The organism is Hyalangium ruber, assembly GCF_034259325.1.
Classification (GTDB): domain Bacteria; phylum Myxococcota; class Myxococcia; order Myxococcales; family Myxococcaceae; genus Hyalangium_A; species Hyalangium_A rubrum.
The window spans coordinates 445,510-469,112 of sequence record NZ_JAXIVS010000004.1 but is presented as its reverse complement, the minus strand read 5'-3'; the positions used below and the strand labels follow the sequence as shown (position 1 = coordinate 469,112).

General features: G+C 69.3%; 20 protein-coding genes and 1 pseudogene. 14 read left to right on the top strand and 7 right to left on the bottom strand.

The genetic code is table 11. The features are described from left to right. Positions 1 to 39: 39 nt before the first annotated feature. The 12 genes from SYV04_RS14130 to ptsP all read left to right on the top strand — a co-directional run bounded on the left by SYV04_RS14130 (position 40) and on the right by ptsP (position 11,780). Positions 40 to 1,635: a methyl-accepting chemotaxis protein gene (locus tag SYV04_RS14130; protein ID WP_321546266.1), complete on the top strand. Its 1,596-nt coding sequence runs from the start codon at positions 40 to 42 to the stop codon at positions 1,633 to 1,635. Between the two features lie 105 nt (positions 1,636 to 1,740). Beyond that, entirely contained in the window at positions 1,741 to 2,292 is a 552-nt protein-coding gene (locus tag SYV04_RS14125; RefSeq protein ID WP_321546265.1) for a hypothetical protein, read from the top strand. Between the two features lie 26 nt (positions 2,293 to 2,318). Then, positions 2,319 to 3,380, top strand: a complete 1,062-nt coding sequence (locus SYV04_RS14120) for a TPM domain-containing protein (protein ID WP_321546264.1) — start codon at positions 2,319 to 2,321, stop codon at positions 3,378 to 3,380. A 189-nt stretch (positions 3,381 to 3,569) separates the two neighbouring features. Beyond that, the gene (locus SYV04_RS14115) at positions 3,570 to 4,943 is read left to right on the top strand and encodes an alpha/beta hydrolase (RefSeq protein ID WP_321546263.1); all 1,374 of its coding nucleotides are present in this window, start codon (positions 3,570 to 3,572) and stop codon (positions 4,941 to 4,943) included. A gap of 94 nt (positions 4,944 to 5,037) precedes the next feature. Beyond that, entirely contained in the window at positions 5,038 to 6,033 is a 996-nt protein-coding gene (locus SYV04_RS14110; protein WP_321546262.1) for an SPFH domain-containing protein, read from the top strand. A 7-nt stretch (positions 6,034 to 6,040) separates the two neighbouring features. Then, positions 6,041 to 6,961: a diacylglycerol kinase catalytic domain-containing protein gene (locus tag SYV04_RS14105; protein ID WP_321546261.1), complete on the top strand. Its 921-nt coding sequence runs from the start codon at positions 6,041 to 6,043 to the stop codon at positions 6,959 to 6,961. A gap of 303 nt (positions 6,962 to 7,264) precedes the next feature. Next, complete coding sequence (locus SYV04_RS14100) at positions 7,265 to 7,687, top strand: PTS sugar transporter subunit IIA (RefSeq protein WP_321546260.1); 423 nt, start codon at positions 7,265 to 7,267, stop codon at positions 7,685 to 7,687. 33 nt (positions 7,688 to 7,720) lie between these two features. Further along, positions 7,721 to 8,206, top strand: coding sequence for a PTS sugar transporter subunit IIB (locus tag SYV04_RS14095; protein ID WP_321546259.1), 486 nt, complete (start codon positions 7,721 to 7,723; stop codon positions 8,204 to 8,206). A 4-nt stretch (positions 8,207 to 8,210) separates the two neighbouring features. After that, positions 8,211 to 8,927: a PTS sugar transporter subunit IIC gene (locus SYV04_RS14090; RefSeq protein WP_321546258.1), complete on the top strand. Its 717-nt coding sequence runs from the start codon at positions 8,211 to 8,213 to the stop codon at positions 8,925 to 8,927. After that, positions 8,924 to 9,688 (top strand): PTS system mannose/fructose/sorbose family transporter subunit IID, encoded by a 765-nt coding sequence (locus SYV04_RS14085; protein WP_321546257.1) that lies wholly within the window; start codon positions 8,924 to 8,926, stop codon positions 9,686 to 9,688. The genes SYV04_RS14090 and SYV04_RS14085 overlap by 4 nt, the downstream gene beginning before the upstream one ends. Positions 9,689 to 9,709: 21 nt before the next feature. Then, positions 9,710 to 9,988, top strand: a complete 279-nt coding sequence (locus SYV04_RS14080; protein WP_321546256.1) for an HPr family phosphocarrier protein — start codon at positions 9,710 to 9,712, stop codon at positions 9,986 to 9,988. Positions 9,989 to 10,013: 25 nt separating this feature from the next. After that, complete coding sequence (gene ptsP, locus SYV04_RS14075; protein WP_321546255.1) at positions 10,014 to 11,780, top strand: phosphoenolpyruvate--protein phosphotransferase; 1,767 nt, start codon at positions 10,014 to 10,016, stop codon at positions 11,778 to 11,780. Positions 11,781 to 11,799: 19 nt separating this feature from the next. Here ptsP and SYV04_RS14070 read toward each other — a convergent pair whose 3' ends face one another. The 5 genes from SYV04_RS14070 to SYV04_RS14050 form a co-directional block, all read right to left on the bottom strand. After that, the gene (locus tag SYV04_RS14070; RefSeq protein WP_321546254.1) at positions 11,800 to 12,225 is read right to left on the bottom strand and encodes a hypothetical protein; all 426 of its coding nucleotides are present in this window, start codon (positions 12,223 to 12,225) and stop codon (positions 11,800 to 11,802) included. Between the two features lie 11 nt (positions 12,226 to 12,236). Continuing rightward, entirely contained in the window at positions 12,237 to 13,367 is a 1,131-nt protein-coding gene (locus SYV04_RS14065; RefSeq protein ID WP_321546253.1) for a methanobactin export MATE transporter MbnM, read from the bottom strand. A gap of 2 nt (positions 13,368 to 13,369) precedes the next feature. Beyond that, positions 13,370 to 14,221 carry an MbnP family copper-binding protein gene (locus SYV04_RS14060; RefSeq protein WP_321546252.1) on the bottom strand — a complete coding sequence of 284 codons (852 nt, stop codon included), beginning with the start codon at positions 14,219 to 14,221 and terminating at the stop codon, positions 13,370 to 13,372. A 167-nt stretch (positions 14,222 to 14,388) separates the two neighbouring features. Then, positions 14,389 to 14,895, bottom strand: a complete 507-nt coding sequence (locus SYV04_RS14055; RefSeq protein WP_321546251.1) for an MgtC/SapB family protein — start codon at positions 14,893 to 14,895, stop codon at positions 14,389 to 14,391. Positions 14,896 to 14,901: 6 nt separating this feature from the next. After that, complete coding sequence (locus SYV04_RS14050; RefSeq protein ID WP_321546250.1) at positions 14,902 to 15,498, bottom strand: MXAN_6521/LA_1396 family lipoprotein; 597 nt, start codon at positions 15,496 to 15,498, stop codon at positions 14,902 to 14,904. A 103-nt stretch (positions 15,499 to 15,601) separates the two neighbouring features. On the opposite strand from SYV04_RS14050, the gene SYV04_RS14045 reads away from it, so the two are divergent. After that, positions 15,602 to 17,350, top strand: a complete 1,749-nt coding sequence (locus tag SYV04_RS14045; RefSeq protein ID WP_321546249.1) for a DUF885 domain-containing protein — start codon at positions 15,602 to 15,604, stop codon at positions 17,348 to 17,350. Positions 17,351 to 17,518: 168 nt separating this feature from the next. Continuing rightward, positions 17,519 to 18,514: pseudogene (locus SYV04_RS14040) on the top strand (serine/threonine protein kinase); the annotation flags it as partial. Between the two features lie 130 nt (positions 18,515 to 18,644). Here SYV04_RS14040 and SYV04_RS14035 read toward each other — a convergent pair. Further along, the gene (locus SYV04_RS14035) at positions 18,645 to 21,251 is read right to left on the bottom strand and encodes an efflux RND transporter permease subunit (protein WP_321546248.1); all 2,607 of its coding nucleotides are present in this window, start codon (positions 21,249 to 21,251) and stop codon (positions 18,645 to 18,647) included. Between the two features lie 100 nt (positions 21,252 to 21,351). Next, positions 21,352 to 23,526 carry a site-specific recombinase gene (locus SYV04_RS14030; protein WP_321546247.1) on the bottom strand — a complete coding sequence of 725 codons (2,175 nt, stop codon included), beginning with the start codon at positions 23,524 to 23,526 and terminating at the stop codon, positions 21,352 to 21,354. Positions 23,527 to 23,603 lie beyond the last annotated feature (77 nt).

Sequence of the window (23,603 nt, the reverse complement as noted above, 5' to 3'; positions counted from 1 at the left end):
TTGCATCGGGTCCCTCATTCGGTGGACGCTGGGGACTGGATGAAGGCCAGCATCGGCCAGCGCGTATATGTGTCCTTCGGACTGCTCGTGGTGGCGTTCGCCATCCTGGGGGGCGCGCACATCGCCTCGTCCAACCGGCTTGCCCGCGAGGTGGAGTCCTCGCTGGAGCGCTCCTTCGCCGTGGCCATGGCGCTCTTCAAGCTGCGCACCGTGCATCAGCAGACCACGGTGCTGCTGGCCTCGGCCTTCGAGGGAAGCACGCCCGATGCCTCGGACCGGCTGGCCGTGCTGGAGGAGAGCTTCGCCGACTCGCTCGGCGCGCTGAAAGAGCAGGGCTACCCGGAGGAGCGGCTGGAGGCGCTGGAGCAGCGCTTCGCCGAGGCCATGCGGCTGGGCCGGGCGCTCGTCGCGGCCGCCGCCGAGCCCCAGCCAGAGGAGGCGCAGGGCATCGCCTCGCGCTTCCACAACCAGACCCGCGAGCTGGAGCAACTCTTGGAGCGCATGTCCCAGCAGGAGGCGACCCGCGTGCGCTCCTCGTTCCAGGAACTGCGACTGAACTTCCGCTGGGGAGCGCGCATCTTCGGAGTCGGGGTGATGGGCTGCATCACCGTGGCGCTGCTCCTGGCCTTCGGGTTGCGGCGCTCGCTCGTGCGGCCCCTGCGGGAGCTGACGCGGGTGACGCGCGACATCAGCCAGGACGGAGACCTGACGCTCGTGGTGCCGGTGCGCTCCGGCGACGAGGTGGGGCAGCTGGCGGGTGCCTTCCGCGAGATGGTGGAGCGCCTGCGCCTCATCCATCAGGAGCTGCGCTCCTCGAGCGGCACGCTGAGCGAGTCGGCCACACATATGCGATTCTCGGCTGAGCGGCAGCAGGCCACGGTGGGCACCCAGGCGATGGCGCTCCAGCAGACGCGGGTGACGGCGGAGGAGCTGCGGCAGACCTCCGCCATGGCCGCCCAGCGGGCCGACGCCGTGCTCAAGGTGGTGGAGCGCGCCGACGCGCTGGGTCGGGAGGGAGAGGCCTCCATCGCCTCGAGCGTGAACGGCATGGCGGAGCTGCAGGACCAGGTGCGGCAGATCGCCGAGCGCATCCGCCACCTGGGCGAGAGCACGCAGCAGATCGGCAACATCACCCGGACGGTGAAGGACCTGGCGGACCAGTCCAACGTGCTGGCGCTCAACGCCGCCATCGAGGCGGCGCGCAGCGGTGAGCACGGCAAGGGTTTCGGGGTGGTGGCGCGGGAGATCCGCTCGCTGGCGGACCGGTCCATCCAGGCCACGGTGCGGGTGCGGGAGCTGCTCGACACGGTGGGCCACTCGGTGACGGAGACGGTGACGATTACGCAGAAGGGCGCGGAGCGGATGCAGCTGGGCTTGGATCAGGTGCGCGCCACGGGCGAGAGCCTGCGAGAGATTTCAGCCATCATCCGGGGCAACGCGCTGGCGGTGCGGCAGATCGCCCTGGCGGTGAGCCAGCAGGACGCGGGCATCGGGCTCATCTTCGAGGCGGTGAACGAGCTGTCCACGATGATGGAGGACACGGAGCGGCAGCTCGACACGACGAAGGGCGCGGCGGTGGCGCTCGAGGATGTCTCGCGCAAGCTCACCGACATGGTGACGCGCTACCGCACCTAGGGATTTTCCGAGCACCGTGACACGCCTGTCGCAGGTGAGCAGCGGCTCTGTGCGCCTGTGCCGCAGGAAGGCACGCTGGCGCGGCGCTTGCTCAGGCGCAGGGCCATGTCACGACTCGCCACGCTGAGGTGGGGTGCCTTGGGGGTACGCCTGGGGCTCCTCGGGTGTCTGGGAAGTTCCGTCACTGCTTGGGCTACCGAGGTGCCCCGCGAAGAGCCCCCCTCCCGCTGGGGCATTGGGGCGGGGGTGGGCGTCGGCCACGCGTACGGGTTGCTCGGAGTACAGCTCCAGGTCCGGCGGGAACAGGTCGCCGGGTTTCTCACCTTCGGCATGCCCAACGTGCCGGTCGTGGGTGGGGGCCTCCGGTGGTACCCATCGGGCGACCGAGGGCCTGTCTTCTCGCTTCACGGCACCCACCTTCTGGAGTTCGAGCCGAGCGATTCGTTGACGGTCCTGTCGCTGACGGTGGGGTGGCGCTTCCGGTGGGAGCCCGGCGACTGGAAGCAGAAAGGACACGGGATCTTCGCCGAGGTGGGGGCGGGGCCCTCCTTCTTCTGGTATCGGGGCGAGGACGGGCCGAGCAAAGGCTTCGGCGCCCTGGGACCGGACTCCGAGGGGTTTCCGGACCTGGCCCTCGCCGTCGGCGTCGAGTGGTGACCTCTCCGTCGCGATAGGATGGGGACATGCCCCGTCTCCTCCTGTCGCTGTTGCTCCTCGTCTCCCCGGCGGCGCTCGCGCTCAACGTGGACTTCGTGCCGGATCCCCGTCCGGGCCACCAGGTGCTGGATCTGACGGGGACGCTGTCCGAGAGCGACATCGCGCGGATCGATGCCGTGAGCCACGGCAACGGCGAGCTGGTGGTGGTGGTGCTGGACAACCTGGATGGACAGGACCCCCGCGACTTCACGACACGGCTCTTCAACCACCTGAGGGTGGACTTGGGCAGCCGCAACCGAGGAGTCCTGTTCCTGGTGGCGCTGAGCGACCGCGCCGCGGAGATCGTCGTGGGTGATGGCTACCCCGGCTCGGTGACCTCCCGGACGGACGCCATCATGTCGAACACCATCATCCCCGGCTTCAGCCGGGGTGACGCGCGGGGTGCCATCGTGAGCGGAGCCGAGGAGCTGAGCCGCCGCGTGCTGAGCGGCTCGGCGGTGTCGAGCCCGTCCTCCTCGTACCAGAACAGCTATGTCGCCGGGTCTGCTACGTCCTCCTCGGGGGATGCGTTCCCCTGGGGACTCGGAGGGGCAGGCGCGTTGGGGCTCACCGGCCTGGCGGGGCGGGCGTGGCTGCGGCGGCGGCCTCGCAAGTGCGCCGGCTGCGCGACACAGATGGTGAAGCTGGACGAGCGCGCGGACAACGCGCACCTGACGGCCGCCGAGCGGCTGGAGGAGTCGCTGGGCAGCGTGGACTACGACGTGTGGCTGTGCGAGGGGTGCGGCCACACGGAGAAGCTGCGCTACGGGGCCATCTTCACCCAGTTCTCGAAGTGCGGGAGCTGCCGGGCCAAGACGCTGAAGACCACCTCGCGCACGCTCGTGAGCGCCACCGAGCACAGCTCCGGGACGGCCGAGGTGACGGAGCGCTGCGCGCACTGCAACTACGAGAACAAGTACACCCGGAGCATCCCCCGAAAGAGCTCCTCCAATCGGAGCTCCAGCAGCAGCAGCCGAAGCTCCTTCGGCAGCTCCAGCAGGAGCAGTGGGGGTTCCTCCTCGGGCCGAGGCAGCAGCGGGCGGTGGTAGTCGCCCAGCGCACGGGAGCGGCGTTTTGGGTGGTTTCTATAATGTAGAAATGCCTACCATGGGGTCATGAGCCCTACTGCGAAGAGGTTCGCGGCACTCTGTGCGGCGACGCTCCTGTCGAGCTGTGCGAGGCGAGAAGCTCCCATAGTGCGCGACGAGGCGGTGCCGGGTCCTGGAGCCCAGGCCAGTGTGGCGTTCCGTCCCTGCAACGTCTCCTGGGCGCCCCAGGAGGCCGAGTGTGGCACCCTCGCGGTGCCGGAGAACCCGGCGCAGCCGGGGGGACGGTCGCTCCAGCTGAGCATCTTGCGCCTGCGCGCGAGCGGCACGGCACCGGCCACGGGCGCCGTGCTCTACCTGCCGGGAGGACCGGGCCAGGCCGCGCGAGACGCGGCCTCCTGGATGAGCCAGGACTTCGCCGGCCTGCGAGGTGAGTGGGACCTGGTGTTCGTGGATCCTCGCGGCACTGGCGAATCGGCGCCGCTCGACTGTGAGCTCTTCGAGTCGGGAGATCCGCAGTCGTACCTCGGCGACTACTTCCCCCTCGCTGGAGTCGAGCGGTGCCGCCGAGAGCTGGAGCCGCGCGCGGATCTCACCCGCTACACCTCGACGTACGCGGCGGATGACCTCGAGGCGGTGCGCAGCGCCCTGGGCTCTCCGAAGGTGACCCTGGTCGCCGGGTCTTACGGTACGCGGACGGCGATTGCGTATCTGCGGCGTTACTCCGCGCAGGTCCACGCGGCCGTGTTGCATGGGGTCGTGCCTCCCTTCATGTCGACCCCGCTGCCGTTCGCGCGCGATACGGAGGATGCGCTCTCCGCGTGGATCGCCGCGTGTGCGGCCGACAAGGAGTGCGCTGCCGCCACGCCCGCGCTCCGTGCGGACATCACCGCGCTCATCGCGCGCCTCGACAGCGCTCCAGTCCAGGCGCCGCTGACCCTGCCGGATGGAAAGACCACGACGGTGCGCTTCTCGCGCGACCTCTTCGGCCAGACGGTCCGCGGCCTGCTCTACTCCCCCAATCGCGCGGTGCTGATCCCCGCTCTCGTGCGGCGTGCGCGGGAGGGCGACTTCGCGCCGCTGGCGAAGCTCGCCTACGAGAGCCGCAAGGACTTCGCGTCGATGGGGGAGGGGGCCTTCTTCTCCCAGACCTGCACGGAGGATGTCTGGCGCATTCGCGAGGAGGATGTGCCGGGCGCGACGGCCGGAACGCTCCTGGGGGACGGACGGGTCCGGCAGCAACTCCGGGCGTGCAAGCACTGGCCGCGCGGGGAGCTGCCGACGGACTTCGATGCGCCGCTGAAGGAGAGCGCTCCGGTATTGCTCGTGACCGGGCAGTGGGACCCTGCCACCCCGCCCCGCTGGGCCGAGCGAGCGGTGGGCATCCTCCCCGGGGCCAAGAGCGTCACGGTGCCGTTCGCGGGCCATGGCCTCCAGGAGTCCGCGCTCCAGTGTGTGATGCAACTGATGACCGGCTTCATTCGCCAGCCCTCGGCCAAGGCCCTCGACACCTCCTGCCTGGCGAAGGTTCAGCGCGAGCCCTTCAAGCTGACGCTCGACCCGTAAGTCGTAAGTAAGGACGTGTAGGTCACCCTTCCTGTTGCGGTCGTGTAATTTCGACACTAAGATGGTGTCGTTAATACACGATAAGGGAGGGGCCATGCCCATCCGGTACATCAAGGCAGCGCCAACGACGTACGTCATCCAGTTCCAGGACGGGCGGGTGAAGCGGGAGGGGCCAGGGCTGTCGTTCTTCTATTGGGCGGCGACGACGACGTTGGTGGGGGTGCCGCTGGCGAGCGCGGACGTCCCCTTCGCCTTCAACGAAATCACCCAGGACTTCCAGGCGGTGACGCTGCAGGGCCAGCTCACCTACCGAGTGGCGGATCCGAAGCGGCTGGCCTCGCTGCTGGACTACTCCATCACCCCCTCGGGCCGTTACCTCTCCAACGACCCGGAGAAGCTGGAGGAGCGCCTGGTGCAGGTGGCGCAGGTGCGCGCGCGCACGGTGGTGCAGGGCATGGGGCTGCGCGAGGTGCTGGGGCGCGCGGACGTGGTGGAGGGGCAGGTACTCGCTGCGCTGGGGGCCTCCGAGGCAGTGCGCCTGCTGGGCGTGGAGGTGATGGGCTTCTCGCTCCTGTCGGTGCGGCCCACGCCAGAGATGGCGCGGGCGCTGGAGGCCGAGGCGCGCGAGGGGCTGCAGCGCCGCGCGGACGAGGCCATCTACAGCCGCCGCAACGCCGCGGTGGAGCAGGAGCGCCGCATCAAGGAGAGCGAGCTGTCCACGGAGCTGGCGGTGGAGGAGAAGCGGCGGCAGATCCGCGAGGCGCAGATGGCCGCCGACATCGCCGTGGAGGAGCAGCGCTCGGCGCTCATGGAGCGCTGGAGCCAGAACGAGAAGCAGGCGGCCGACGCGCGCGCCTACGCGCTGGAGAAGGTGCTGGCGCCGGTGCGTAACGTGGACTGGAAGACGCTGATGGCGGCGGGTGGCGGCGGCAACGACCCCAAGCTCAACATCGCCCTGGCCTTCCGGGAGATGGCCGAGAACGCGCAGAAGATCGGCGAGCTGAACATGTCGCCCGAGCTGCTGAGCGGACTGTTGGGCCCCTCCACGCGCGAGCATGCTGAGCCTCGCCACGGCAAGGGCGGCAGGTGAGGGCGCCATGTTCGAGAAAATCGTCCTCGTCACCCGCAAGACGCGGCTGGCGGAGCTGGTGGAGCGGCTGAACACCCGAGCCCAGGCGCGCTTCTACCTGGAGCACGCCGGGCAGGACTTCGAGGACTACGCGCGCGAGGACGACACCTACCGCCGTGCGCTCGACGCGCTCCACGGCGAGCTGGGGCTGGGGCTGCCCGTGCAGCAGGTGGACCGTGCGCTGGTGCCCACCTTTCTCTTCACCGGCAAGGAGCTGGTGGTGGCGGTGGGGCAGGACGGGCTGGTGGCCAACGTGGCCAAGTACGTGGGAAGCCAGCCCCTGGTGGGCGTCAACCCGGACCCCTCCCGCTTCGACGGGGTGCTGCTGCCCTTCAAGGTGGGAGAGGCCCACGCGGCGGTGCGGCGGACGCTGGAGGCCAAGGCCCGGGTGCGCGAGGTGACGCTCGCCGAGGCGGCGCTGGCGGACGGGCAGCGGCTGCTGGCCTTCAACGACCTGTTCCTGGGGGCGCGCACGCACGTGTCGGCCCGCTACCGGCTGCGCTTCGAGGGCGCGGCCGAGGTCCAGTCCTCCAGCGGCCTGCTCGTCTCCACGGGAGCGGGCTCCAGCGGATGGCTCTCCTCCGTCTTCACCCTGGTCCGGCGCCTCACCGAGAGGACGGGCGGCGCCCCCGGCAATACCTGGAGCATGCAGTGGGAGGACCCGCGCCTGGCCTTCGTCGTGCGCGAGCCCTTCCTCAGCCGTCACTCCTCCGCGGAGCTGATCAACGGATTCGTCACCGCCGAGCACTCCCTGGTGGTCGAGTCGCGCATGCCCTCCGGGGGCGTCATCTTCAGCGATGGGGTCGAAGAAGACTTCCTGGCCTTCAACGCGGGGGCCACCGCCCACATCCGCCCCGCGGCGCAGCGGGCCCGGCTCGTGGTGCCGTAAGGCCGCCTGCCCTCCAGCCAAACGCCGCGTGTGGGCCAGAAAATCGGCCTCGGGGTGCATCTACAGCCCTGGCCTGGCATCTCACTCTTGTGGGAGGCTTGTGGGATGCTTCCCCGTCCGGTGGGCGACGGCGCCTTGCCTTACCGGCCTGGGAATAGTGGGCGCGGAACCGAGGGCAGTCTTACCTTTCAAGATAAGAGGGTAGGCTGGAGCAGGTCGAAGGGCGCGGAACCTTTCACCGGGGTTGCACGTCGTAGCATTCAGGCGTAGGACGCAAGCCTCGGGGGGTGGTGAGGAGTGAATATGGTCGGCCTCGTCGTCGCATCTCACGGGCGTCTGGCGGAAGAGCTGGTTGCCACCGCCGAGCAGATTGTGGGCAAGTTGCCCGCGGTCGCTACTTGCAACATCGAGCCGGGCACGTCCGTCGAGGACCTGCGCGTCAAGATGAAGCAGGCGGTGGCCAAGGTCGATGACGGGGAAGGTGTCATCGTCATGGCCGACCTCTTCGGCGGCACTCCCTGTAAGGAATCGTTGATGATGTGCCAGCGCGGCAACCTCGAGGTGCTGGCGGGCGTCAACCTTCCGATGATCCTCAAGGCGAACTCCCTGCGCGACGAGCACTTGCCGCTGCCGGAGATGGCCAACCTGCTGGCCTCGTACGGTCAGCGCAACATCACCTGCGCCTCCGCTCTGCTTCGCGAAGCTCAACAGTCGCCGCGAACTTGACGGCATGCCCTGGGTGGGCGATTCGAGGCTGCTGTGATCACCCTGGTCCGCGTCGACAACCGCCTCATCCACGGTCAGGTCGTCGAGGCCTGGCTTCCACACCTGAAGGTGCAGCGCGTCGTCGTGGCCGATGACGAGGCGGCTTCGAGCCCCCTCATCCGCGCCGCCATGGCGCTGGCCGTGCAGAGCGCCATCGAGGTGCAGATCCTCCCCCTGGCCCAGGTGGACTTCGCGGCCGTGTCCAAGGACGCGGTGCGCACGCTGGTGCTGCTCCGGGACGTGGCCTCGGTGCCCTTCGCCTTCGCGCACGGGCTGACGCTGGAACACCTGAACCTGGGCAACGTTCACTTCGGCGCCGGAAGGCGGCAGGTGTCCCCGTCCGTCTTCCTGGCGGAGGCGGAGCTGCAGGCGCTGCAGGGGCTGGCGGACAAGGGCGTCCGAGTAGAGGCGCGCGCCGTGCCTTCCGAGAAGGCGGTAGAGCTGGGAGAGCTGTCCGAGCGCTGGACCAAGGGAGGCTGAGCGCGTGAGCGTGGCCTGGACCCAGGTGCTGCTCGCGGGGCTCTGGGGCGGCGTGGTGGCGGTGGAGCGCAAGGCGTTCCTGCAGGCCATGCTCTCGCGCCCGCTGGTGTCCGCCACCGTCATGGGCGCGCTCCTGGGCGATGTGCGCGCCGGCCTCTACGTGGGCTTGCTGCTGGAGCTGTTCTACCTGGGCACCGCCAACCTGGGCGCCTCGCTGCCGGAGAACGACACGGTCTCGGCCACGGGCACCGCGGCGGCGGCGGCCACCATGGCGGCGGCCACGGGTGGGGGCTCCACGCAGGCGCTCTGGTCCATCGCCGTGCTGCTCTTCATCCCCCTGGGCCGGTTGGGCCGCGTGGGGGACCGGATGCTGGAAGGCTACATGGCGCGGCTGGCCCGGGTGGCGCTGGCCTCGGCCGAGGCGGGCAACCTCACGCGTGCCGTGCGGCAGAACCTGTGGGGCATGTGGCCCCACTTCGTCGTCTACGGGGCGGTGTCGGCCGCCTGCGCCCTGCTGGGCTTCTTCCTCGGGCCGTGGCTGGAGCACCTGCCGCTGGACCTGCTGCGAGGGCTGGCGTGGGCGTTTCCGGCCATGGCCTCGGTGGCGGCGGCGCTGGCGGCCCAGGGCAGCCACGCCAAGCGCGCTCCTTTGTATGCGGGCCTGGGCGCCGCGGTCGTCACGCTGGCGGTCATCCTCTTCGTTTATGGAGATCGCCGGTGAGCCCCGCCGAGCCCTTGAGCCGAGGGGTGCTGCTGCGGGTCTTCCTGCGCTCGCTCTTCCTGCAGGCCTCGTGGAACCCCAAGGGCATGCAGAACCTGGGGTTGGCCTACAGCCTCTTCCCCGCGCTGGAGCGGCTCTACCCGGAGAAGGCGGACCAGGAGGCGGCGGTGCGCCGGCACCTCGTCTTCTTCAACACCCACCCGTACGTGGCGGCCGCCATTCTTGGCGGGGTGCTCTACCACGAGCAGCGCATCGCCCGGGGCGAGGAGCCTCCCGACAAGGTGGTGGCCTTCAAGGCCGCGCTCATGGGGCCGCTGGCCGCGCTGGGGGACGGCTTCTTCTGGCTGTCGCTCAAGCCGGCGGTGGGCGCGGTGTGCGCCGCCTCGGTGCCCGTGCTGCACGCCTGGGCCGCGCTGCTCTTCCTGTTCCTCTACAACCTCGTCCACCTCACGTTGCGCGCCCGCCTCTTCTTCATGGGGCTGGTGCTGGGAGACCGGCTGGTGGAGGCGGTGGCTCGGGCCAACCTGCCCACCCGGGGGGCGCGGCTGCGCTCGGTGGCGGCGGCCTCCGCCGGGGGCCTGGCCGCATGGCTGGCGGTGGACCTGGGACGCACGGCCGGAGGCAACCATGCCCCCTGGCTGGTCGCCGGATGTCTGGCACTGGGCGTCGTGTCCTACATTCTCGTTCAACAGCGGGTGCCCAACTACGTCGTGCTGTACCTTGCCGCGGGGCTGGCGTGTGCGGCGGGGGCCTTTCTTTGAGAAAGGGGACTGGAACCTCACATGGCTAACGTCGTTGAAGGCACGTTCGAAATCATCAACGCGTTGGGGCTCCATGCCCGCGCGGCCGCGCAGCTCGTCAAGGTGGCCAACCGCTTCAAGTGCGAGACGCTCATCGAGCACCAGGGACAGAAGGCCAACGCCAAGTCCATCATGGGGGTGTTGATGTTGGCGGCGGGGCAGGGCACCCACGTGAAACTCACCTGCAAGGGGGATGACGCGGCGGCGTGCCTCGAGGAAATTCGAAAACTCATCGCCGACCGCTTCGGCGAGGGGCAGTAGGCTTCAGGAGGGTGAACGAGCAACCGTGAGCACGCAGGCCACTCCCACCACGAGCTTGAAGGGCATTGGCGCCTCCCCGGGTGTCTCGGTAGGCCATGCCTTCATCCTGGACCGCAAGCGGGTGCGCACCCCCAAGCTGCGGCTGGCTGAGGCGGAGGTGGAGCCCGAGCGCGCCAGGATGCGCTCCGCCCTGGAGAAGTCCGACGAGCAATTGGCCGAGCTCAAGGAGCAGATTGCGCGCACCGAGGGGCATGACCACGCGCTCATCCTCGAGGCGCATCGGCTGATGTTGCACGACCCGATGCTGGTGGACGAGGTGGACCGGCTCATCGTCCAGGACCGCATCAACGCCGAGTGGGCGGTGCGGCGGGTGGCGCGCAAGCTCAAGCACCTGTTCGACAACATCCCGGACGAGTACTTCCGCGAGCGGCGCTCGGACGTGGAGTACGTGGCCGACCGTGTGGTGCGCAACCTCATGGGGCAGGCGGTCGATGAGGAGGTGGAGATTCCGGAGGAGGCCATCGTGGTGGCGCACGATTTGTCGCCCGCGGACGCGGCGATGATGGTGCGCAGCGGGCGGGTGGCCGGCTTCATCACCGACCTGGGAGGGCAGACGAGCCACACGGCCATCGTCGCCCGAGCCCGGGAGATGCCCGCCGTGGTGGGTGCGGGCAAGGCCAGCGAGCAGATCTCCCCGGGGGACCTGGTGGCGCTGGATGGCTCCAGCGGCGTCATCCTGGTGAACCCGACGCCGGAGCAGATCGCCCTGTTCCGCGAGGCGCAGCGGGTGCAGCAGCAGAGCGAGGAGCTCGCGCTGCGTACCAAGGACCTGCCGGCGGTGAGCACGGAGGGCTACCGCATCCGGCTCAACGGGAACATGGAGTTCCTGGAGGAGATCCCCTCGCTGCTGGCGCACGGGGCGGAGGGCATCGGCCTATACCGCACCGAGTTCATGTTCCTGGACCGCAAGACGGTGCCCTCGGAGGAGGAGCACTACCGGGCTTACAAGCAGGTGCTGGAGGCGATGGGCGGGCGGCCCGTCACCATCCGCACGCTGGACCTGGGCGGCGACAAGGTGCCGGGCAAGGTGAAGCACGAGCGCGAGCCCAACCCGGCCATGGGCCTGCGAGCCATCCGCTACTGCCTCTCGCACCGGGACCTGTTCCGGGCGCAGCTCCGAGCCCTGCTGAGGGCGAGCGCCCACGGCAACCTGCGGCTGATGTTCCCGCTGATCTGCGGCATGAGCGAGCTGCGCGAGGCGCGCGCCGAGCTGGAGTCGTGCCGCACCGAGCTGAGCCGGGCGGGAGTGCCGCTGGGCAAGCGCTTCCCGGTGGGCATCATGGTGGAGACGCCGAGCGCGGCGCTCATCGCGGACCGGCTGGCGCAGGAGGCGGATTTCTTCTCGGTGGGGACGAACGACCTCATCCAGTACACGCTGGCGATCGACCGCCAGAACCGGGACGTGGCCTACCTCTACAAGCCACTGCACCTCTCGGTACTGCGCTCGCTGCAGAACATCGTCTCGGCGGCGAAGTCGGCGGGCATCCCCGTGTCCATGTGCGGAGAGATGGCCGGAGACCCCATCTACTCGCTGGTGCTGCTGGCGATGGGGTTCGACGAGCTGTCGATGACGTCGGGGCAGATCCCGGTGGTGAAGAACATCCTGCGGCGCTCGAGCCGCTCGGAGGCCGCGGAGCTGCTCAACAACGCCATGCAGTTGACGACGGCGGAGGAGATCGAGCGCTACATCCGCACGGAGATGGACCGGCGCTTCATCTCCTCGGAGCCCTGAGTGCCCGCGCCCCCTGAGCTCAGGGGGCGCCGCAGGCGAGCCACTGTCCCAGCCGCTCGCGCTCCTGGCGCGTGGGCTGGGGGGTGGAGACGGGGGGCATGGCGCTGTGGACGCCATTGGGCCCCGCCGCCGCGTGCGAGTCGATGGCCGCGGCCTGGCGGCGCACCTCCTCCAGCGTGTCGAAGTTCATGCCCTCCGGAGCGTCCCGACGCGCGCGGCCGGTGAGGCTCGCGCTGTGGCAACTCAGGCAGTAGCGCTCCATGAAGGCACTGCCGAAGTCCTGCGCGGTGGGGGCTCCGGCCGAGGGGCACGTCGCCCCCGAGGACCCTTCATGGTGATGCTCCTCCTCGCCTCCGCCTCCACAGCCCCCGTCATCTCCGTGCCCGAGACAGAGGGTGGCGGTGACGACGAACAGGCAGAGACGCGGCAGCGAGCGAGGGAGCATGGAGAGTTACCTCATGGCGCGGTGGCGAACGGATCCGAGAAGCGCGGGTCCGTGAGGAACTCAGTGTCGGTGAGGGACTCCAGGAAGGCGAGCACGTCTTCCCTCTCCTGGGGCGTGAGGGTGAAGCCGCGCACGAACTCGCTCTGGTAGGGGCTGGGCGCGGAGCCCTGGGCGCTGGCCCGGCCGCCGGCCGCGTAGTGGTCCAACACCTCGGAGAGCGTGGCGATGGAGCCATCGTGCATGTACGGCGCCGTCAGGGCGATGTTGCGCAGGGTGGGGGAGCGGTAGCGCCCGGTGTCCTCGGGCTTGCCGGTGAACTCCTTCAGCCCCTCGTCCGTGGCCGGGTAGGTGCCTCGCCCATCCACGTTGTAGAGGTTGGTGTTGTGGAAGGTGACCTCCGGGAAGGCGGTCAGCTTGTGCTTCACGGAGTCCGTGAAGGCAAAGCCCTGGTGGCAGTGGAAGCACTCCAGGCGCTCGGAGAAGAAGAGCGTCATGCCCCGCTTGGCCGACAGGGACAGGGCCTCCAGCTCATCGCGGTAGGTGTACCGGTCATACGGCGAGCCGCCGGACAGCAGCGTGCGCTCGAAGGAGGCGAGGGCGCGCACCACCGAGGCCATGGTGAGGGGCTGCTTCTCCTCGGGGAAGGCCTCGGCGAAGCGCTTCGGGTAGTGGGCATCCTCGGCCAGCCGCTGGAGCAGCACCTCCTCCTGGCCCGCGAGCCCCAATTCCACGGGGTGCTCGCCGAACAGCGGCACCAGGGCCTGGGCCTCCAGGTCCGGCACCACCGGGTTGGCCCAGGTGAGGCTGGCGGCATAGGCCACATTGCCCAGGGACATGGAGTTGCGCCGGTGGTGCTCGCCCGTGGAGCCCACCGCCGTGGGCAGCGTGTCCGTGAAGGCCTTGTCCTGGCGGTGGCAGCTCGCGCAGGACTGGGTGCCGTTGGCCGACAGCCGCGTGTCGTAGAAGAGGTGTCGCCCCAGCTCCACCTTGGCGGTGCTCATGGGGTTGTCCTCGGGCACGGCGGGCTCGGGGAAGCCGGGAGGCAGGTTCCACACGTAGGGCTCGGGCCCTGAGTCACCACACGCCGCGCAGAGCAGCAGGAGCCACCCCGCGCACCAGGCCTGAAGGACACCGCGTCTCATCGCTACTCCACTCGGAAGAAGGTCTGGTTGGCCGGGTTGGCCTGGGTGCCATTGAAGGCCAGGCCCAGGCGCTGGAAGATGGGACCACAGTCCGCGTCATTCGTGGCGGACATGCAGCCCGGCGCCGAATTCGCCTGATTGGTGTCCAGGTCGGAGCCCGCCAGCAGCGTCGCGACGTCCAGCACCACGTTCTGGGCCTTCTCCGGGTCGAAGCCGGCGAGCTCCACCTCGAAGCGGTTCTCCTGCTGGCAGGAGGTGACCTGGTTGGGGCCCGCCGTCTGGCACTCGGTGCTGCCCAGGTGGACGTTGTGCCCGCTGGGCAGGCCGGAGGTGCGGCCGTCCAGACGGATGAACTTGTAGCCCCCGGCCCAGCCCCAGAAGAGGGTGCTCACGTTGAGGGGGGTGCTCGCGACGGAGGCATCCTGGTGGTTCATCGCGAAGGGCACGCCCACCGTGAAGCGCAGGCCCGAGTAGTCGCCGGCGGGCACCGTGCCCATGATGCGGTTGTTGGTGGCCTCGGTGCCGTTGGAGCACAGGCCCGCCTTGTTCTCGAAGTCGAGCAGGGCCAGCCCGTCCTTCTGCCAGTCGCCGTTCTCGGTGAGCGTCACCGGCACCTCCTGGCCCCCGGTGGAGACGAGCCGCACGTTGTGGACGTAGAGGCGGAAGTCCTTGGGCTCGTAGCGCGTCGCCGTCGTGCCCAGGCCCGTGTACGTCTGCCCGCAGGCGAAGGCCTGGTTGCCCACCATGGGCTTGAAGGAGAGCAGGACGGTCTGCGGCGCGTCATCGCCTCCACACGCGGTGGAAGCCAAGGCGGTGAGGGCCAGGAGCGCGGCGCGCCCGAGAGAGGTGTGCATGGAAAGGGCTCCGGTGTGAAGCACCCGGCGGGACCGGGCGCGATCAGGCTGGCATACCAAGGCCCTGCTCCGGGGCCTACGCGGCATGTTGCCGCAGGGCCGCGCTCAGCGGGAGGGGGTGGATTCGCCGGGACGCCGAGCGAGCAAGCGGTGAGCCCTGGTGCGGCTCACCCTTGGGACTCGGGAGGCTTCTCGGAGGTGGTGTCCCCGTCCCGAGCGATGTGGCGCTTTCGGCGTACGCGCGCCAGGAAGTGCTCCACGGGGCGCAGGCCCGCGAGCACGAGCAGGGCCAGCCCTCCGGTGATGGCGGCGCCGTGGAGGAAGCCCAGCCCCGCCGCCAGCCCGATGGAGGCGGTGAGCCACAGGTTGGCCGCCGTGGTGAGCCCTCGGATGGAGTCGCCGTGGCGGAGGATGGCCCCGCCGCCCAGGAAGCCGATGCCCACCACCACCTGACTGGCGATACGGGTGATGTCCGCTCGCGTGCCCACGGGCACGTCGTCCACCAGCGGCTGGGCGGCGTAGATGCTCGCCAGGGTGAAGAGGCACGAGCCCAGGCTCACGAGCAGGTGGGTGCGCAGGCCCGCGCTCTGCCCGCGCAACTCCCGCTCCAGGCCCAGCAGGCCCCCGAGCAGGAAGGCCACGCCCAACCGCAGGGCGACGATGTGGGCGTCCATGGAGGACTACTCCCCCAGCTCGATCTTCTCGTCGATGTCTTGGTCGTTGAGCTGCGGGTTGGGCAGCGTGTCCAGGGTGGCCTGGAGCAGCTTGTAGGAGGGGACGACGTAGGGCTCCACCTCGGCACCGAACTGCTGCACGTACTGCGCGGTGCGCTCGCGGAACTTCTCGTCCACCGAGTCCCAGCCACCGGCGGCCTCGGCGCTCCACACATTCTCGCCGTCGGCGCAGCGCATCAGCCGCGCCCGCACCGCCACGTCCGCGCCGTCTCCGGTGCGCTTCACCTGCGGGTCGAGCAGCAGCACGCCCTCGAGGCCCTCGACGCACAGCGCCTTGAGGGCGGCGTCGTCCGTGGACTCGGCGCGGGTGATGTGCTCCTTCACCAGGAAGTCACGGTTCTGGTTGATGTACTGGCGGGCGATGAGGCTCCACATGTCGCCCAGGGCCTGCTTGCCGTCGGGCAGCGGTGCCGTCACCACCACGAGCCGCTTTACCCGTTGCTTGTCCACCTGCTCATAGTCGGGGCGGATGGTGCTGTTCTTCACCGCGGAGCAGCCGGCGAGCGTGGCCAGGCCCAGCACGAGCGCGAATCGCTTCGTCATGGTCGTCTCCCTCTCCTGGCCATGTAGGCCATGTGGGCGCGCGAACTCAAGGGAATGAAGTGCCGCGGAGGGTGTTCGGGGCCCCACTTTTTGGGAGATCCACATGCGAATCCTGTCGCTGGCTGTCGCAGGCCTGTTGTCCTCCTCGGCGTGGGCGGCCACGCCGACCGAGGACTTCCAGAAGCTGCTCGACGAGCACTGGGCCTGGCACCTCAAGGGCAACCCCATCCAGGCGACGGACCTCGGGGTACGCGACTACGACCGTGAACTGGGGAACCCCTCGCTCGCGGAGGCGGACAAGCGGGCGCGTGAGGCGCAGGCGTTCATCGCCCGGCTCGACAAGCTCGACAAGAGCCAGCTGTCCGAGGCCGACCGGGTAAACCTCACCGTCCTGAGGGGCGACCTCGCGCAGGAGGTGGAGGGCAACCGCTTCGGCCAGCGCACCATGCGGCTCAGCAGCCGGGGCGGCTGGCACGTCTTCCTGGCCCGGCTGCCCGACATGCTGCCCTTCTATACGAAGGCGGATTACGAGAGCTACCTCGCCCGGCTCGAGGCCTATCCGGCCTACAACAAGGCGTCGACGGAGGTGACGCGCGAGGCGCTCAAGGGCGGCTACGTGCAGCCCTGTGCTCCGATGGAGGGCTTCGAGAAGACGATCACCCCGCACATCGTCAGCGACCCGACGCAGTCGGTGTTCTACCAGCCCTTCGCCACGAAGCCGGCGAGCATCTCCGAGGCGGACTGGACGGCGCTCAAGACCCGGGCGCAGACGATCATCCGCACCCAGTTGGTGCCCGCCTACCGCGAGTTCCAGACCTTCTATACGAAGCAGTACGCGCCGAAGTGCCGCAAGACCGTGGGGGCCTCCACGATGCCGGGCGGCAAGGACTACTACGCCTGGCGCGTGCGGGTGATGACCACCACGGACATGACGCCCGAGCAGATCCACCAGCTCGGCCTCTCGGAGGTCGCGCGCATCCGCGCCGAGATGGAGCAGGTCATCCAGCGCGCTGGCTTCAAGGGCGACCGCAAGGCCTATGTGCAGTACCTGCGCACCGACCCGAAGCACTACCCGAAGACGGGCGAGGAGCTGATGAGGGAGGCCTCGCTCCTGGCCAAGCGCATCGACGGCGAGATGCCAAAGCTGTTCGGGCGCCTGCCCCGCCTGCCCTACACGGTGAAGGAGATTCCCGCCGACATCGCCGAGGGCACGACCACCGCCTACTACGAGGCGGGTGCCGCCGAGACCGGCCGTGCTGGCGTCTACCGCGTCAACACCAGCAAGCTCGACCAGCGCCCGCTGTTCGAGCTGCCCGCGCTCACCGTGCATGAGGCGGTGCCCGGCCACCACCAGCAGCTCGCCCTGCAGCAGGAACTGGAGCTGCCGAAGTTCCGCCGACACGCGGCCTTCTTCACCGCCTTCATCGAGGGCTGGGGGCTCTACTCGGAGCGCCTGGGCATCGAGATGGGCCTCTACGACACGCCGGAGAAGGACTTCGGGCGCCTGTCGTACGAGATGTGGCGGGCCTGCCGCCTCGTGGTGGACACCGGCATGCACGCCAAGGGCTGGACGCGTGAGCAGGCCATCGACTTCATGCTGGAGAACACCGCCCTGTCGCGCCACAACATCGAGGCCGAGGTCAACCGCTACATCACCTGGCCTGGGCAGGCGCTGGCCTACAAGATTGGCGAGCTGAAGATTCGCGAGCTGCGCGCCAAGGCCGAGCGTGAGCTGGGCGCGAAGTTCGACCTGCGCGCCTTCCACGACGCCGTCCTCGAGAACGGGGCCGTGCCGCTCGATGTGCTGGAGACGCACGTGAACGCCTGGATCGACCGGAGCAAGAAGGCCTGAGTCCGAACGGACCGATTTCTCAGCCTTCGAGAGTCCGAGGCCTCCGTGTCCCGCTCTGCTGAGTAGGGCACACGGAGGTTCGCGGGAGTGTGCGCGCTCGCACATTCACGCGTGGGGATCCTCTGGGCGGGACTCGCGCCCTCGCGAAACCGGATCAGCTTGTCCGGAATGCAAGTCGGCAAGTACCAGCTCATCCGAAAGATCGCCACGGGGGGCATGGCGGAGCTGTTCCTCGCCAAGGCCACCGGTCCTGGGGGCTTCGAGAAGACCCTGGTGCTCAAGCGCATCCTCCCGCACCTCGCGGAGGAGCCCTCCTTCGTGCAGATGTTCCTGTCCGAGGCGAGGCTGGCCTCGCAGCTCTCCCACACCAACATCGTTCAGATCTTCGATCTGGGCCGGGCCGGGAACGTCTACTACCTGGCCATGGAGTACATCGACGGGCCCAGCCTGCGCGCGCTGGTGCGGAGCGCCAGCGGGCTCGGCATTCCGCTGCCGCCCGAGCTGTGCGCGTGGATCATCGCCGAGGCCTGTGGAGGGCTGGCCTTCGCCCACGAGTTCTGCGACCCCGCGACGCGAAAGCCGTGGGAGCTCATCCACCGGGACGTGAGCCTGGACAACATCCTGCTGTCGAGCCAGGGCACGGTGAAGGTGGTGGACTTCGGCATCGCCAAGGCGGCCGGTCAGGTCCACCGGACGCAGACGGGCGTCGTCAAAGGCAAGCTCTCGTACATGGCGCCCGAGCAGCTGCGTGGCAATAACCTGGACCGGCGGGTGGACGTGTACGCGCTGGGCGTCGTCTTCTATGAGCTGCTGACGGGCCGCAAGCCGTTCGACGCGACCACCGAGGCGAGCATGGCCCGAGCCATCCTCTCCGAGCCGCTCATTCCCGCGCTGAAGCGCCGGCCGGATCTACCCTCGGCGGTCCAGCGGCTGCTCAATCGCGCCCTCGCCAAGGACCGTGAGCAGCGCTATCCGGACTGCCGCGCCTTCCAGGCGGATCTGGAGGCGTTCCTGCGCACCACCGGCAGGCCCGTGGGAGAGTCACAGGTGGCCCGGTTCATCACGCGCGTCACCACGGAGGTGCCGCGGACCCCGGTGCTCACGGCCCCGCCCGTGCTGCGCGCGGGGCTCATGGAGACCCGGGTGTCTGGAGAGCGGCGCGCCCACAAGCGCCCGCAGGAGGCCTCGAGGCAGGTGCCCGCCGCTTCGAGCGACGAGCTGACCGAACACTCGAGGCCGACCATCCGCATGGCCTCGCCCTTCGCGGAGTAAGGGCGAGACCCGGCGAGAGGGCTCAGGCTGCCTTGGTCTCGGAGTCAGTCGCGCCCGGGGAGGCGAGGTCCGAGGGAGGCTTCCCGCTCTTGCGCACGCGCTGATCGTGCAGCAGCTGCATCACCGCGGCGAGCACGGTGAAGGACACCACCAGCGTGGTGAAGAGGCCGATGGTGGCCACCAGGCCCATGGACTTCAGGCCGTTGTGCTTGGCGGCCAGGAGCGCCGCGAAGCCGGCCACCGCGGTGAGGGTGGAGGAGGCCACCGCGGCGCCGACGCTGCGCAGCGCCACCACCGGAGAGGTGCCTTCCAGGAAGCGGTGCAGCAGGTACAGACCGTGGCTGACGCCGAAGCCCAGGAGGATGGGCAGGATGATGATGTTCATGAAGTTCAGCCGCAGATCGAACAGCGACATGAACCCCAGCATCATCGCCAGGCCCACGGTGAGCGGAATCACCGAGGCGAGCGCCAGCGGCACGCTGCGGAAGTCGGCGAAGTGCATGACGAGGATCCACAGCGACACGAGCAGCACGGTGAGCTTGCCGTCGGCCAGCACGATGCGCGCCAGCCGCGCGTAGAGCTGCGCGGCGCCGGCGGCCCGGAACTCCTTGCCGTCGGCCGTCTTGATGATGCTGGTCTCGTCGGCGAACTGGAGCATCAGCTTGCCGTCCCACAGGTCCACGCTGGGGTAGATGAACGTCAGGTAGCCGTGGTTCTCCGGCTTCGTGGTGGGCAGGTGGCGGAACTGGTTGGCGTAGATGTCCGGCACGCCGTGGACGTCGAAGGGCTGGGCCGACAGCATCTTCTTGAAGAGGGCCGCCTTCTCCTGCATCTCCGGCGGCAGCGCCGCCACGTCGATCTCCTTCAGCTCCTCCTCCCACTCATCGAGGATCTTCCGGTTGGCCTTGGCGATCTCCGGCGGCGGGACGAAGGTGTAGATGCTCACCACCTGGTCGATGGACTTGTACTTCTCCGGGTGCCCGGTGAGCTCTTCGTAGACCTGCTTCGCCTCCTCGAGCGTCTTCGTGTAGACGGCGATGGGGTCGCTGGAGATCTGGAAGCGCGCGCTGATCTCGTCCTGCAGGCGCACCGAGGGCTGGCCCTCGGGGATGAGCGCGCGGGTGTTGTAGTTGAAGCCCACGCCGCGCTGGATGCGCTCGAAGAAGCTGAGCTTCTGGCCAGGGGCCGGATCGGAGCTGTTCCACGGCACGGCGGCGGCGCACACCAGCACGACGATGACGGTGCTCACGCCCAGCAGCAGGCGGGGACGCGGGAAGCGGACCTCCTTGCCCGAGGCGTTGGTGGCCGCCGGGGGCTGCATCACGCCGATGAGGCGCTGGGGCAGGGTGGGGTTGATGCGGCCAGCCAGCGCCAGCAGCGCGGGGCTCCAGGCGAACAGCGTGAAGCCGAGGATGAGCGTGCCGCAGCCGGCCAGGAAGCCGAACTGGCTGAAGCCGCGGAAGTCGCTGACCATCAGCACCATGAACGAGCCGGCCGTCACCACCGCGGACACCAGCGCGGGGCGGCCCGCGTTGATGATGGCGTCCCGGATGGCCACGTCGTACGGCTTGCCCGCGCCCAGCTCCAGCCTCGTGCGGAAGATGAAGTGGATGCCGAAGTCGATGCCGAACCCCATCAGGATTCCGCCGAGGATGCTGGTGATCATGTTGAGCTCACCCACGGTGGCGTAGGTGAAGCCCATGGTGATGAGGGTGCCGATCACCATGCCGCTCACCACGATGACCGTGGGAGCCCACTTGCGGAAGAAGGCGATGGTGATGGCCAGGATGGCCAGGAAGGCGATGACGGCCACCGGTCCCAGCGACTCCTCGATGGCGTACGAGTCATCGACCGCCGTCTTGTAGGAGCCGGTGAAGCCGTAGGCGACCGTCTTCGCGTCGCCCATCAAGTCGTAGTCCTCCACCAGCTTCACGCCCGCGGCGTTCGTCTTGGAGTACTCGGCCAGATCCTGGGTGAGCTTCTCGACGTAGGCCTTCGACTTGCCGAGCTCGTTGGTGTCCCACATCGGCTTGATGAGCATCATCATCATCTTCCGATCCTGGGAGATGTAGTAGTCGTCGCGGATGCTCTTCTTGCCGACGCTGGAGTACTTGTCGATCAGGTCCTGCAGCTCGAGCTTCACCGGCTCGGTCTTCTTCAGCTCGATGTAGAAGGGGTTGCTGCGGCGCAGCTGATCCTTCATGTACGCCATGATGCGGCGCTTGCCCTCGGCCAGGTCCTCCGTCTTGACGAAGAGGACCATGTTCTCCTGCACGAACTCGACCGGGAGCTTGTAGGTAAGGAAACGGACGTTCTCCTTGTCCGCCTGGATCTGCGCGGCAAGGTCATCCGCGACGCGCTTGAGGGTGGGCTCGTCCGAGCCGCGCAGCGCGAGCATGAGGTAGCCGCTGCCACCCACCATGTCGATGATGCGCTTGACCTCTTTCACCTCGGGCAGCTCTTGCGAGATGAGGTCGAGCTGATTCGAGTTGATGGTCAGCTTGCTCGCGCCCCACACGGAGGCGGCGAGCAACGCGAGGATGACGAGGAGGACGACGCCCGGCCTGCGGACCATGAAGCTGGCATAGGCGAGCGAGAATCGGTTGGGCGGGTGGGACGAGGTGCTCATTGCCGACGGACCCTACCGGCAAACGGCTCCGCTCGAAAGACAACGGTTGGGTGCCCGGCCGCTGGGGCTGCGGGCGGGGGTGGGATAATGGCCCCGCCGCTCAGGTACCGGGGCCACCTGCCAGGGGGGCCGAGGCCTCGGAGGACGCCTCCTCTGTCGGGGTGGGGGCGGCATCGCGAGGTGGGAGCAGGAAGGAGCGGGGCTCGCGCCACCAGCGCCGCAGCACCAGGCGGGCCAGCAGCACCCCATCGCGCGGGGTGACGTCCCGAGCGCGCAGGGCCAAGGCCAGGGCCAGGGCAAAGGAGACGCCGAAGTTGAGGATGCCCACGCCCACGGTCCCCAGGAGGGCGGCCAGGAACTCCCGGCTCATCACCGCATCGGGGCCCAGGGTGCAGCCGGCGACCGACAGCGCGCCAACGGTGAGGGTGACGTGGCGCACCTGGAGGGGAAGCCCGAAGAGGCGGCCAATCCCCGGGGCGACGCCCAGCAGCAGACCCAGCGAGACGTTGCCTCCCACGCCCGCCACGTGGCGCAGGGCGCCATCCGCCAGACGCTGTGCCCCCTGCTCGCCGAGCAACCTTCGCAGGCCCCGGTGGTGCGCGAGCGCCTCGGGGATGCGCCGGTAGACGAAGAAGTTCTCCAGCCACCCGGCCCCCACGCTGGAGAGCCAGAGAATGACTCCGGTGAAGGCCGCCCACAGGAGGGTGCCGCTGCGCCACGGGTGGAACGCATCCACCAGGGCTTGGGCGCGCTCCCGGGAGAGGAGCGGGTGCCCGGTGGCGAGCTGGAACGCCAGGGCCACGCCCACGGCGGCGGGCACCACGCAGCTCAGGTTCCCCAGGGCGGCGGCGAGCTGGGAGCGCGTCATCCGAGGGATGAGCTCCACCAGCCGCTTCAGCCGTCCCCCTTGAGGGTGGGAGTCCTCGCTGATGGCGCTCGCCAGCGCCGCGGCCGTCATGGACGGCTGCTTGGTGGCGAGGGCGAAGCCCAGCAACTGCATCAGCAGGAAGCCGCCGACGTAGATGACGGCGTAGGCCAGCCCCGAGAAGAAGGGCGAGAGGACGAGGCTGCCCAGGGAGAGGGTGACCGCGGCCATGAGCGCCGAGACGAGCCCACCTCCCGCGGCCGAATGCACCAGGGCGTGGAACTCGGCCCGCGTGGTGGTGATGGACTGCTCGCCCGAGTGGCCCGCGCGCTCGATGACCTTGCGCGCCAGCAGCCGCAGGTTGGTACGCGCCAGGTGCCGAACGGAGCGGTCCGCGTAGGCCTGGTGCAGCAGGTCCACGACCAACGCCAGCCCCTCGCGGCAGCGCGCTTCGCCCCGAGCGGTGCCCAGCACCCGCGCGATGGCGTCCATCCGGTCCAGCCCTCGGCGGAGTCGCTCCAGCCGGTAGACGAGATCGACGCTCACCCCGGACTGCTCCAGGTGGTGGGTGACCAGGGTCACCACCTGTCGGCACTCGGCCAGCGAGGCGCTCAGCTCCCGCAGGGTGTCGGGACCGGCATCCCGAGCGAGCACGCTGTCGCACGTGCGGCGCAGGCGCAGGAAGGGCGAGGCACGGAAGGACACCTGCGGGCTGCGGTCGCGCACGTCCTCCGCGAGCCCCAGCGCCGCCGTCTGGGTGGACAGCAGGATGAGCGCGTCCACCAGGTGGGCGCGGAGCAGGGCCGAGGGCGCCGGCAGGGGGTGCTGCGGCTCGCCCACCATGGCGAAGAGGCGTGTCAGCAGGGCGGTGGGCAGGGACTCCAGCCAGGCCAGCTCCGTGGGGCCCGGGAAGAGGCGCAGCAGCAACTCGGAGAGGCGCTCGGGGTCGGGTGGCGTCGGCAGCAGGTGTCGCAGCACCCGGTCCGTCAGCTCGGAGAAGAAGCCCTGGCGGCCGGGCAGCCCCACCTGGGCGAAGAGCTTCAGGGCGCGGGCTTCGGAGACGACGGAGGCCACCAGCCGTGCCACCGCCTTCCGCGTGGCGGACTCTCCCTCGAGGACGCGCACCAAGAGGGCCAGCCGGCCCTGGGCAACGGGCGCTTCGGGCTCATCGGCCTGGGCCAGGCCATGGACGGGGCGAGGTTCCCGGAGCCAGGCGACGCACCTCTCGACCCAGGCGAAGCGTTCCTCCAACGAGCCTTCGGTGGGAGGAGCGTAGAGCAGCCGGCACAGGGCCCGGATGGCCGCGTGGCCCGGGTCGCGCGGGGCATAGCGCACGCAGAAGGCGTCCACCTCGCGGGCCGAAGGCTCGCTGCGTGCGCGGGGAGGCTGGGAGATGTGAGAGGTGGACATCGGGCCGGGCGCTTCGCGGAGGAGACTGGAGCCTACACGGCTCTACGGTCTCCTCCCACCCTGGTGAAGCGCCCGGC

What these genes read in the sequence shown, in the direction of transcription:
- SYV04_RS14130 (WP_321546266.1), top strand. Translation starts at nt 40, where the DNA reads ATGAAGGCCAGCATCGGCCAGCGCGTATATGTGTCCTTCGGACTGCTC.
- SYV04_RS14035 (WP_321546248.1), bottom strand. Translation starts at nt 21,251, where the DNA reads ATGAGCACCTCGTCCCACCCGCCCAACCGATTCTCGCTCGCCTATGCC.
- SYV04_RS14080 (WP_321546256.1), top strand. Translation starts at nt 9,710, where the DNA reads ATGGCTAACGTCGTTGAAGGCACGTTCGAAATCATCAACGCGTTGGGG.
- SYV04_RS14065 (WP_321546253.1), bottom strand. Translation starts at nt 13,367, where the DNA reads ATGAGACGCGGTGTCCTTCAGGCCTGGTGCGCGGGGTGGCTCCTGCTG.
- SYV04_RS14100 (WP_321546260.1), top strand. Translation starts at nt 7,265, where the DNA reads ATGGTCGGCCTCGTCGTCGCATCTCACGGGCGTCTGGCGGAAGAGCTG.
- SYV04_RS14125 (WP_321546265.1), top strand. Translation starts at nt 1,741, where the DNA reads ATGTCACGACTCGCCACGCTGAGGTGGGGTGCCTTGGGGGTACGCCTG.
- SYV04_RS14050 (WP_321546250.1), bottom strand. Translation starts at nt 15,498, where the DNA reads ATGACGAAGCGATTCGCGCTCGTGCTGGGCCTGGCCACGCTCGCCGGC.
- SYV04_RS14055 (WP_321546251.1), bottom strand. Translation starts at nt 14,895, where the DNA reads ATGGACGCCCACATCGTCGCCCTGCGGTTGGGCGTGGCCTTCCTGCTC.
- SYV04_RS14110 (WP_321546262.1), top strand. Translation starts at nt 5,038, where the DNA reads ATGCCCATCCGGTACATCAAGGCAGCGCCAACGACGTACGTCATCCAG.
- SYV04_RS14070 (WP_321546254.1), bottom strand. Translation starts at nt 12,225, where the DNA reads ATGCTCCCTCGCTCGCTGCCGCGTCTCTGCCTGTTCGTCGTCACCGCC.
- SYV04_RS14060 (WP_321546252.1), bottom strand. Translation starts at nt 14,221, where the DNA reads ATGCACACCTCTCTCGGGCGCGCCGCGCTCCTGGCCCTCACCGCCTTG.
- SYV04_RS14120 (WP_321546264.1), top strand. Translation starts at nt 2,319, where the DNA reads ATGCCCCGTCTCCTCCTGTCGCTGTTGCTCCTCGTCTCCCCGGCGGCG.
- SYV04_RS14030 (WP_321546247.1), bottom strand. Translation starts at nt 23,526, where the DNA reads ATGTCCACCTCTCACATCTCCCAGCCTCCCCGCGCACGCAGCGAGCCT.
- SYV04_RS14105 (WP_321546261.1), top strand. Translation starts at nt 6,041, where the DNA reads ATGTTCGAGAAAATCGTCCTCGTCACCCGCAAGACGCGGCTGGCGGAG.
- SYV04_RS14045 (WP_321546249.1), top strand. Translation starts at nt 15,602, where the DNA reads ATGCGAATCCTGTCGCTGGCTGTCGCAGGCCTGTTGTCCTCCTCGGCG.